We start from the raw sequence: 7,199 nt of genomic DNA, 5'->3' as shown, positions 1-7,199 counted from the left end.
CCGAGCTGCCGCCGGTCCTCCCGGGACCCTGGGCCTGGCTGGCTTCTGACCTTGCCTGGCAGACCAATGCGCTGCGGCCCGTGCACCAGCCGGCGCCGCTGCCGCTGCCGGATCCGCCCAACCCTGGCGTTCCGCCCTCACCAGGCAACACCTGGACCCCACGGCCCCGCGTGTTGCAGCCCCCGGTGGAGCAGGGTGTGGCCTGGCTTGGGGATCTTGATGCTCTCCAGTCGCCTGGGGTGCTGCCGCCCCAGCCCCGCGCCCAGCTGGCTGGTTGCTCCCTGCTCACGGCCGGCTTTCCCTTCGGGGAGGGGGGCATCGGCCGGCTGGTGCAGAGCCAGCTGGGCGAGGCGATCGAGTTCGTGCTCAAGCCCCAGCGGGTGATCGTCATTGAGCCCGGCGACAGCCTGCGGGTGCTGGCCGAGCGCTACGGCACCACCGTCCAGACCCTGCGCAGCATCAACCCTTCCCTGCTCTCCCTCGATACGGTGCTCACCGCAGCGGGTGACACCTTGCTCAGCCTCGCCGGCCAGTACGGCACGACCGTCGAGTGGCTGATGGCCAACAACTCGACCCTGGAGCGCTGGGGCGGCCACACCGTGGTCGATGGCGACAGCCTCAAATCCCTCGCGGCGCTCTACTTCACCACCTCAGACACCCTGCGGCTCTACAACCAGCCGACCTACGACCTGTTCAAGCGCTCACAACTTCTGCCCATTGGCGCCCACCTGGTGGTGCCGCTGGTACGGCCCTCCACGACCCTGGAGCCAGGTCAGAACCTGCTGGTGCCGCTCTATCGGCCTGGGAGCCTGTTGCCTTTCGACAGCTGGATCCACCTGCCAAAAGCGCGTCGCACCGCGGTGGACCCGGACGACCGCAGTTATCTCGATGCGCCGGAGCCTGAGCCGGAGCCGGATCCGCCGCCAGAGCCGGAGCCGACACCTGAACCGACACCCTGATCCTCAGGCGCAACCGGCAGGCCATCGGGCTCAACCGGAGCCAGCGCTCCAGCCAATTCCTTGTACGTTCGAAGTTTCACGGGCAGGGAGAAGCGATGCGAACCATCTCCGTACGCCTCGATGACGCCAGCGCAGCCAGGCTGGACAGCCTCTGCCATACCCTCGGCCTCAGCCAGAGCGAGGTGGTCCAAGCCGGCCTCGCGTTGCTGCAGCGACAAGCCGCCAGCCCCGCAGCACTGGCCGAGCGGCTCGGGCTGATCGGCTGCTTCTCCAGTGGGGACCCAGGCAGTGGCCCCACCAGCCATGGGCGGAACCACTCGGCAGTTCTGCGCCAGAAGCTGAGCCAGCAACAGCAGCAGCAACGACGGTTCACGCCGATGCCTGGCGGCGAAGGCCTCTAACAAAGGCTGGAGGCCTGACGGCACCCACGGCGGCAGCACTCAGCACACCCCCTTCCCTGAGGAGCAGAGCACGATCAGCCGAGCAGCTCGGCAGCGATGCCACGCTGCTGGAGCAGGACCACGGCCTGCCGATCAAACGACAGGAACATCTCGCCCCCCAGCCACTGACCCTCGTGGGCGATGACGGCATCGGCGAAATCACCGCCTGCCTCCAGCTGCAGCAGCCCCACCTCCACGGCGGCCCGATCCAGGCTGACGTTGCCCGCCTCCATCAGGGCGCGGATCGCGGCGACGATGTCGGCCACCGAGAAGGCGTACACCCGGCGCAGCACCCAGACGAACTCACAGAGGGCCGGCAGCGCCACGGCGATCTGCTCGGCGCCGCGCAGCGCCGCGATGGCGACATCCGACTGGGAGGGATCGTCAGCCACCACCGCTCGCACCAGCACGTTGGTGTCGGCCGTGATCCTCATGGCTCGCCAGCCCATCCGGCCGCAGCGGCCGCCTGGATCTCCTCGAGGCTGGCCACCTCCGGGCTGCGGCCTGCGAGCCGACCGATGAAGGCCTCGATGCTGCCGGGGGGCTGGGCGGCGCGCACCTCGATCCGGCCGCCGGGGAGGATCGTCACCTCGATCTGCTGTCCTGGCTGCACCCCGAGATGGCGCAGCAGCTCGCGGCGGAGGGTGACCTGGCCCTTGGCGGTGACGGTGAGGGTGGTCATGGCTCAAAACGCCGACGAACCAAGAGTAAGGCGTTTGGCCCTTACCGTCGGCTCAGCCTTAGCTGAACGATGAGGCTGCTTCCCGCCCATCGCTGCCGGGCGCCATCAAGCCAGTAAGGCAAGCCGCCTTACACTGCAGCTATGGACACCGTGACCCTCTCCTCCAAAGGGCAGCTGACGATCCCTCGGCAGATGCGCGAGGCCCTCGGCCTGGCACCGGGCGCCAGGTTACAGGCTTCGATCGACAGGCACGGCCGCCTGGTGCTCGTTCCCTCGAAGTACGAGCCGGAGGACCTCTTCCGCCATCGGCCCACGGTGGATCGGGTACTCAGCCTGGAGGACATGGACCGCGCCATCGCCACTGCGGCCGGCCGTGAAGACCCTTGATACCAACGTGGTGGTGCGCCTGCTGATCGGGGACGATCCGCAGCAGACCCCGATTGCCGAGCAAGCCTTCCTGGAGGCCATCGCCAGCGGCGGGGTCTACCTACCGGATGTGGTGCTGGCGGAAGTGGCCTGGGTCCTGAGGGGTTACGACCTGGGTCGCTCCGAGCGCTACGCGCTGCTGGAGCGGTTGGTGCGCACCCGCGGCGTGGTGGTCGATGACATTGACGCGGTGATCGAGGCGCTGGATCAGTTCCGCCAGGGCGGCGATCTGGCCGACCAGCTGATCCTGGCCCGAGCCGCCAGCGCCAATGCCATGCCGGTGCTGAGTTTCGACAAGCGCTTCGCCGAGCAGCAGGGCGTTGAACTGCTGCTCGGCAGCTGACAGCCGGCATCGATCGACTGCCTGGCGGCGAAGCCCTCGAAAACCTGCTTCAGGCCTGAAGGCATCATTCCTGCCGCCTTGCTCAAGCCACAGGCCATCGCAGCGGCGGCGGCTGGCAATAGCTGGAGTGGACGCAGCCCGGATGGGGCGTCCGCTTCAACCACAGCCGTGATGGGTGGACCCATGAGCAAGCGCATCTCTACCCAGCTGGTGGCCCCGCAGCCGCCGCTGGACCGTTTCAATCAACCGCAGCAGTGGCCGAACCAACCGCCTGCCGGCGAGGAGGACGACGCCGACGCCCTATCGGGCGACAGCGACCTGCTCGGCGACGACAGCGACCTGGGCGATGAGGACCTCGATGACGAGGAACTCGAGGACGAGCCACCCATCAGCGGCGATCCGCCGGCTGATCCCGTGGGCGAGGCCCTCAAGGCCGAGCGACGCCGCACCAACCAGCTGGAGCGGGAGCTGCGCACCGTCAAGCGTCAGCTCGGGCAGTTCTCCAAGATCAACCCCGAGGAGTACGAGCGCCTCAAGGAGGCCGACCGCCAGAAGGAGCAGCTGGAGCATCAGATTGCCCACCGCGAGCGGCAGCTCCAGGCCGATGCCGACCGCAAGGTGCGCAGCGTGGCCAAGCAGCGCGACAAGGCGTTGGAGCAGATCAATGAGCTGCGCAAGGAACGGCTGCTGGAGCGCCTCTTCATCGACGCCGAGGGCCGCCCCGGCGGCGACAACCGCGGCAGCTTCTTCGACATCTTCAAGCAGCAGGTGGGCGGCGAGTTCAGGCTGGAGGCGGACTCCAACGGCCGCGACGAGCTGGTGCCGATCGACAGCAAGGGCAATCCGTTGCTGGGTGATGACGGGCAACTCAGCTCCCGTGACCATGTCGAAACGCTGCGCACGCACCCGGTGCTGGGATTCCTGTTCTCCCAGCGGGGCGGCCTCGGACCGACGAGCACCATGGCGGAGTTCGACGGCAACGGGACCCTCACCAACCTGCAGGGGATGAGCTCTTCTGAGCTGTACCTGGCCACCTACGCCAAGAAACCGGCCGGCGCGCGCAGCTGATCCTGATCGCGGCCCGGGCCGCCGGGCCGCCGGGCCATCAGCTTCTTCCTTGCGTGTTGGAGTCGCCGCAGCACGGCCCGCGGTCCGTGCTGCGGCATCCGCGTGCGCACCTACATGCACCAACGCGAGACGCAAGGCCGTGCACAGCAGACAGTCCAGCGGGCAGCGGGCAAGGCCGCATGAGGCAGCGGCACGGCGCCAGCGCAGCCGCTAGGCTCCGACCATCGTGCTTCCTCGGCCGCACGAGCGCTCGGCTCTCCCCACGCCTCACACCAGCGGGGCGGGCGCAGCGGCCGTCGCGAGCGCAGCGTGAGGTGAACTGGCTTATCTGGAAAGGGTCCATCATTGACCTGTTAGGAGGCGCACCACTCCTGAGAGCGGGCTCCCACCGTTGGCGCAGCCTTGCCGACAGCGCGGAGCGCCTGAACCAGGTGAGCCAATTGAAGAAGTAGTTCCCAGAGGCCGGTCGCTAACTGATCTCCGGGGAGTGTGGACGCGAGCCATTGAGGCAAGGGGTGGAGCGTTCTCGGGGGAGCAACACCGTTGGTTAACCATGGAGACCGGCCCGCTTCCCTTGGTCGGTGCTCTCAGCTTCCCCCCCTCACGCATCCCCGAGACCTTGGGACCGGGATAGGCCATGGGACGCCCCCCGCCCTGGGTATGGAGCGACTCCTCAGGCCCGCCAGTGAAGACGGGGACGTGCTCACCTGTGAGGGTGCCGATGCGTTCGAGGGGTCAGCCATGGGGAGATAGCACTTTGGGGTTGAGAAATACGGCGCATCAGCCCTTCGCTACGGCGGCCGCGTCAAGAACAAAGCGATAACGCACATCACCCAGGCGCAGGCGCTCGATCGCGTCGTTGACCCGATCCATCGGCAGATGCTCCACCAGCGGGCGGATGTTGTGGCGCACGCAGAACTCCACCATCTTCAGCAGGCTGGCTGGGGAGGAGGTGGGGCTGCCGGTGATCGCGCGCCGGGCCATGATCAGGTCGAAGGCGCCCACTTGAATCGGCTCAAGCACAGCGCCGAGCTGGTGCAGGCGGCCGCGGGGAGCAAGGGAGGCCATCACCGCGCCCCAATCAAGGGAATGGTTCACGGTGTTGATCACCAGGTCAAACCGGCCAGCCAGGTTGGCCAGGTTGTCGAGCGCTTCCACCTGATGGGCTCCGAAACGCTTCGCCTCCTCGGCCTTGGCCAGGGTGGTGGTGAGTGCCGTGACTTCACAGCCCCAGGCCCGGGCGAACTGCAGGGCCATATGGCCCAGACCACCAATTCCGATCACGGCCACATGGGCCGTGGGTGAAACGGCCTCATCAATCAACGGGGCGAACACGGTGATTCCGCCGCAGAAGAGAGGGCCAGCTACAGCCGGATCCATCCCCTCGGGCAATGGAATGGCCCAGTCTTGACGGGCGGTGACATGGCTGGCGAAGCCCCCCTGGCGGCCAACGATCGTGGCCTCCAACGACGGGCAGAGATTGCCGGTGCCGCCCAGGCACTGCCCGCAGTGAGAGCAGCTGCCGCAGATCCAACCCAACCCGCGCAACTGGCCGATCACACCGGGATCCACCCCCTCACCCACCTGCACGACCCGACCCACCACCTCATGACCCGGGACCAGGGGGAAGCTGCTCACACCCCATTGGTTCTCAAGCATGGAAAGGTCGCTGTGGCAAAGGCCGCAATGCAGCACTTCCAGCACCAGCTCATCGAGCGCCGGCTCCAACATCGGACGCTCCGCTCGCTCCAGGGGCGCGCCGGGTTCACGGGCCTGCCAGACAGTGATCGACACAACAGAACGGCGGTGAACCCTTGTTCTAGTCAGAACGTCCTGGGGGGGCTGTGTTGCTGGATGACCTCAGCGCGGCCGCTGCGTCTGAGGGTGGTGTTTCCTCAGGGCAAGCCGGCGAACTGCGCGCCATCCCCATCAGCGTGAATCCAGGGTCTCGGGGGTGAGCTGCTCTACGTCCGGGCCGATACACCCTCTCTGTGGCTCCACCGACCTGGACCCACAAATCCGAGTGGCGCCGATCAGAGTGATGGAGGGAACCACGCCTGTTGCGAGCCCCCCTCCAAGGCTGTTGCCCTGAGTCCAGAGTTGTCGCCATGACCCCACCGCTCCTCTTCGTGGTGGCCCCGGCCACGCAACTACCAGAAGCCACCACCTCTCTGGAGGATCTACAGCTGGCGCAGGCTTCAGGTCCCTCCACCGGCTCCTCCTTGCGGAACTTCAATCGGGGCGCCGAGCACCCCGACCTAGTGTGCAGTCCTGTAAGTAATCGCTACTATCAGGAGTGTCTCCTTCCTGGAGTCGTTCCATGCCTGTTGGTCGTCCCATTGCTCCTCTTGTCCTCAGCGATGAGGAGATAAAGAATCTCCAGAGCATCGCAAGATCCAGGTCACTTCCACACTCTCTGGTGCAAAGAGCCCAGATCATTCTGGCCTGCGGAGCCGGGACAACGAATAAAGAAGTGGCCGAGCGAATGGGCATCAGGAACAACACGGTGGGCAAATGGCGGCAGCGCTACATCAATCTGGGCATCGAGGGCCTTCATGACGAACTGCGACCAGGGCGTCCTCGCACCTATGAGGACGAGAAGGTCGCGGAAGTGATTAACCGGGCTCTACAGACCAAGCCCACAGACGGTTCCACGCAATGGAGCGCACGCTCCTTGGCTGCAGAATCAGGGATCTCAAAAAGCACGGTCCACCGCTGGCTGAAGACCTTTTCTCTGCAGCCACATCGGCAGAAAACGTTCAAAATCTCTACGGATCCTTTCTTTGTTGAGAAGGTCCGTGACATTGTCGGTCTTTATCTCAATCCACCAGACAATGCTCTTGTCTTATGCGTAGATGAGAAGACCCAGATCCAGGCTCTCAATAGAACCCAGCCCCTTCTGCCCATGGGCCTTGGTTACGCGGAGGGCGTCACTCACGACTACGTTCGCCATGGTACGACTACCCTGTTTGCCGCTTTGGATGTGGCAAATGGCGAGGTGATCACCCAATGCAAGCAACGTCACCGGCATCAAGAGTTCCTCGGCTTTCTGCGCCGTATCGAGGAATCAGTCCCCTCCGAGTTAGACATTCACCTGGTTGTCGATAATTACTGTACCCATAAGCACGCAAAAGTCAGAACCTGGCTGGCCCAGCGGGCCGCGTCCCTTTGCGTGGTGTAAATCCCGAGGCCCGAATGCCCTGATCAGAGGGTGAACAGAGTGGAATGACGGGCTGTCATTCCGGAGGTGCAGATGCGCCTCTTGCAGTCACGATGAAACG

8 protein-coding genes and 1 pseudogene are annotated in these 7,199 nt (G+C 65.5%); 6 read left to right on the top strand and 3 right to left on the bottom strand.

From position 1 onward, the window contains the following. A partial coding sequence (locus KBZ33_RS20605; protein ID WP_254955349.1) for a LysM peptidoglycan-binding domain-containing protein occupies positions 1-959 on the top strand: 959 nt, incomplete at its 5' end. Between the two features lie 95 nt (positions 960-1,054). Next, a complete protein-coding gene (locus KBZ33_RS20600) occupies positions 1,055-1,360 on the top strand; it encodes a ribbon-helix-helix protein, CopG family (RefSeq protein WP_254955348.1) in 306 nt (101 codons plus the stop codon). Positions 1,361-1,434: 74 nt separating this feature from the next. On the opposite strand, the gene KBZ33_RS20595 is transcribed toward KBZ33_RS20600, so the two are convergent. Next, positions 1,435-1,833 carry a type II toxin-antitoxin system VapC family toxin gene (locus KBZ33_RS20595; protein WP_254955347.1) on the bottom strand — a complete coding sequence of 133 codons (399 nt, stop codon included), beginning with the start codon at positions 1,831-1,833 and terminating at the stop codon, positions 1,435-1,437. Then, positions 1,830-2,081 (bottom strand): AbrB/MazE/SpoVT family DNA-binding domain-containing protein, encoded by a 252-nt coding sequence (locus KBZ33_RS20590; protein ID WP_254955346.1) that lies wholly within the window; start codon positions 2,079-2,081, stop codon positions 1,830-1,832. Before KBZ33_RS20590 ends, KBZ33_RS20595 begins: the two co-directional genes overlap by 4 nt. Before the next feature lie 150 nt (positions 2,082-2,231). Between KBZ33_RS20590 and KBZ33_RS20585 the strand changes: the two genes are divergently transcribed. The 3 genes from KBZ33_RS20585 (at position 2,232) to KBZ33_RS20575 (ending at position 3,918) form a co-directional block, all read left to right on the top strand. Further along, positions 2,232-2,468 (top strand): AbrB/MazE/SpoVT family DNA-binding domain-containing protein, encoded by a 237-nt coding sequence (locus KBZ33_RS20585; RefSeq protein ID WP_254955345.1) that lies wholly within the window; start codon positions 2,232-2,234, stop codon positions 2,466-2,468. Next, positions 2,455-2,850 (top strand): PIN domain-containing protein, encoded by a 396-nt coding sequence (locus KBZ33_RS20580; RefSeq protein WP_254955344.1) that lies wholly within the window; start codon positions 2,455-2,457, stop codon positions 2,848-2,850. Before KBZ33_RS20585 ends, KBZ33_RS20580 begins: the two co-directional genes overlap by 14 nt. 183 nt (positions 2,851-3,033) lie before the next feature. Next, positions 3,034-3,918 carry a hypothetical protein gene (locus tag KBZ33_RS20575; protein ID WP_254955343.1) on the top strand — a complete coding sequence of 295 codons (885 nt, stop codon included), beginning with the start codon at positions 3,034-3,036 and terminating at the stop codon, positions 3,916-3,918. A gap of 780 nt (positions 3,919-4,698) precedes the next feature. On the opposite strand, the gene KBZ33_RS20570 is transcribed toward KBZ33_RS20575, so the two are convergent. Further along, entirely contained in the window at positions 4,699-5,712 is a 1,014-nt protein-coding gene (locus KBZ33_RS20570; RefSeq protein ID WP_254955342.1) for an NAD(P)-dependent alcohol dehydrogenase, read from the bottom strand. Positions 5,713-6,238: 526 nt separating this feature from the next. Here KBZ33_RS20570 and KBZ33_RS20565 point away from each other — a divergent pair. Next, positions 6,239-7,075 (top strand): annotated as a pseudogene (locus KBZ33_RS20565) (IS630 family transposase); the annotation flags it as partial. Between the last annotated feature and the right edge of the window lie 124 nt (positions 7,076-7,199).

Origin of the sequence: Cyanobium sp. Cruz-8D1, from assembly GCF_024345975.1 — a bacterium.
Taxonomy (GTDB): domain Bacteria; phylum Cyanobacteriota; class Cyanobacteriia; order PCC-6307; family Cyanobiaceae; genus Cyanobium.
Note: the sequence above shows the minus strand (reverse complement) of the source record. Positions and strands in the feature narration are given on the sequence as shown.

What these genes read in the sequence shown, in the direction of transcription:
- KBZ33_RS20600 (WP_254955348.1), top strand. Translation starts at nt 1,055, where the DNA reads ATGCGAACCATCTCCGTACGCCTCGATGACGCCAGCGCAGCCAGGCTG.
- KBZ33_RS20595 (WP_254955347.1), bottom strand. Translation starts at nt 1,833, where the DNA reads ATGAGGATCACGGCCGACACCAACGTGCTGGTGCGAGCGGTGGTGGCT.
- KBZ33_RS20590 (WP_254955346.1), bottom strand. Translation starts at nt 2,081, where the DNA reads ATGACCACCCTCACCGTCACCGCCAAGGGCCAGGTCACCCTCCGCCGC.
- KBZ33_RS20575 (WP_254955343.1), top strand. Translation starts at nt 3,034, where the DNA reads ATGAGCAAGCGCATCTCTACCCAGCTGGTGGCCCCGCAGCCGCCGCTG.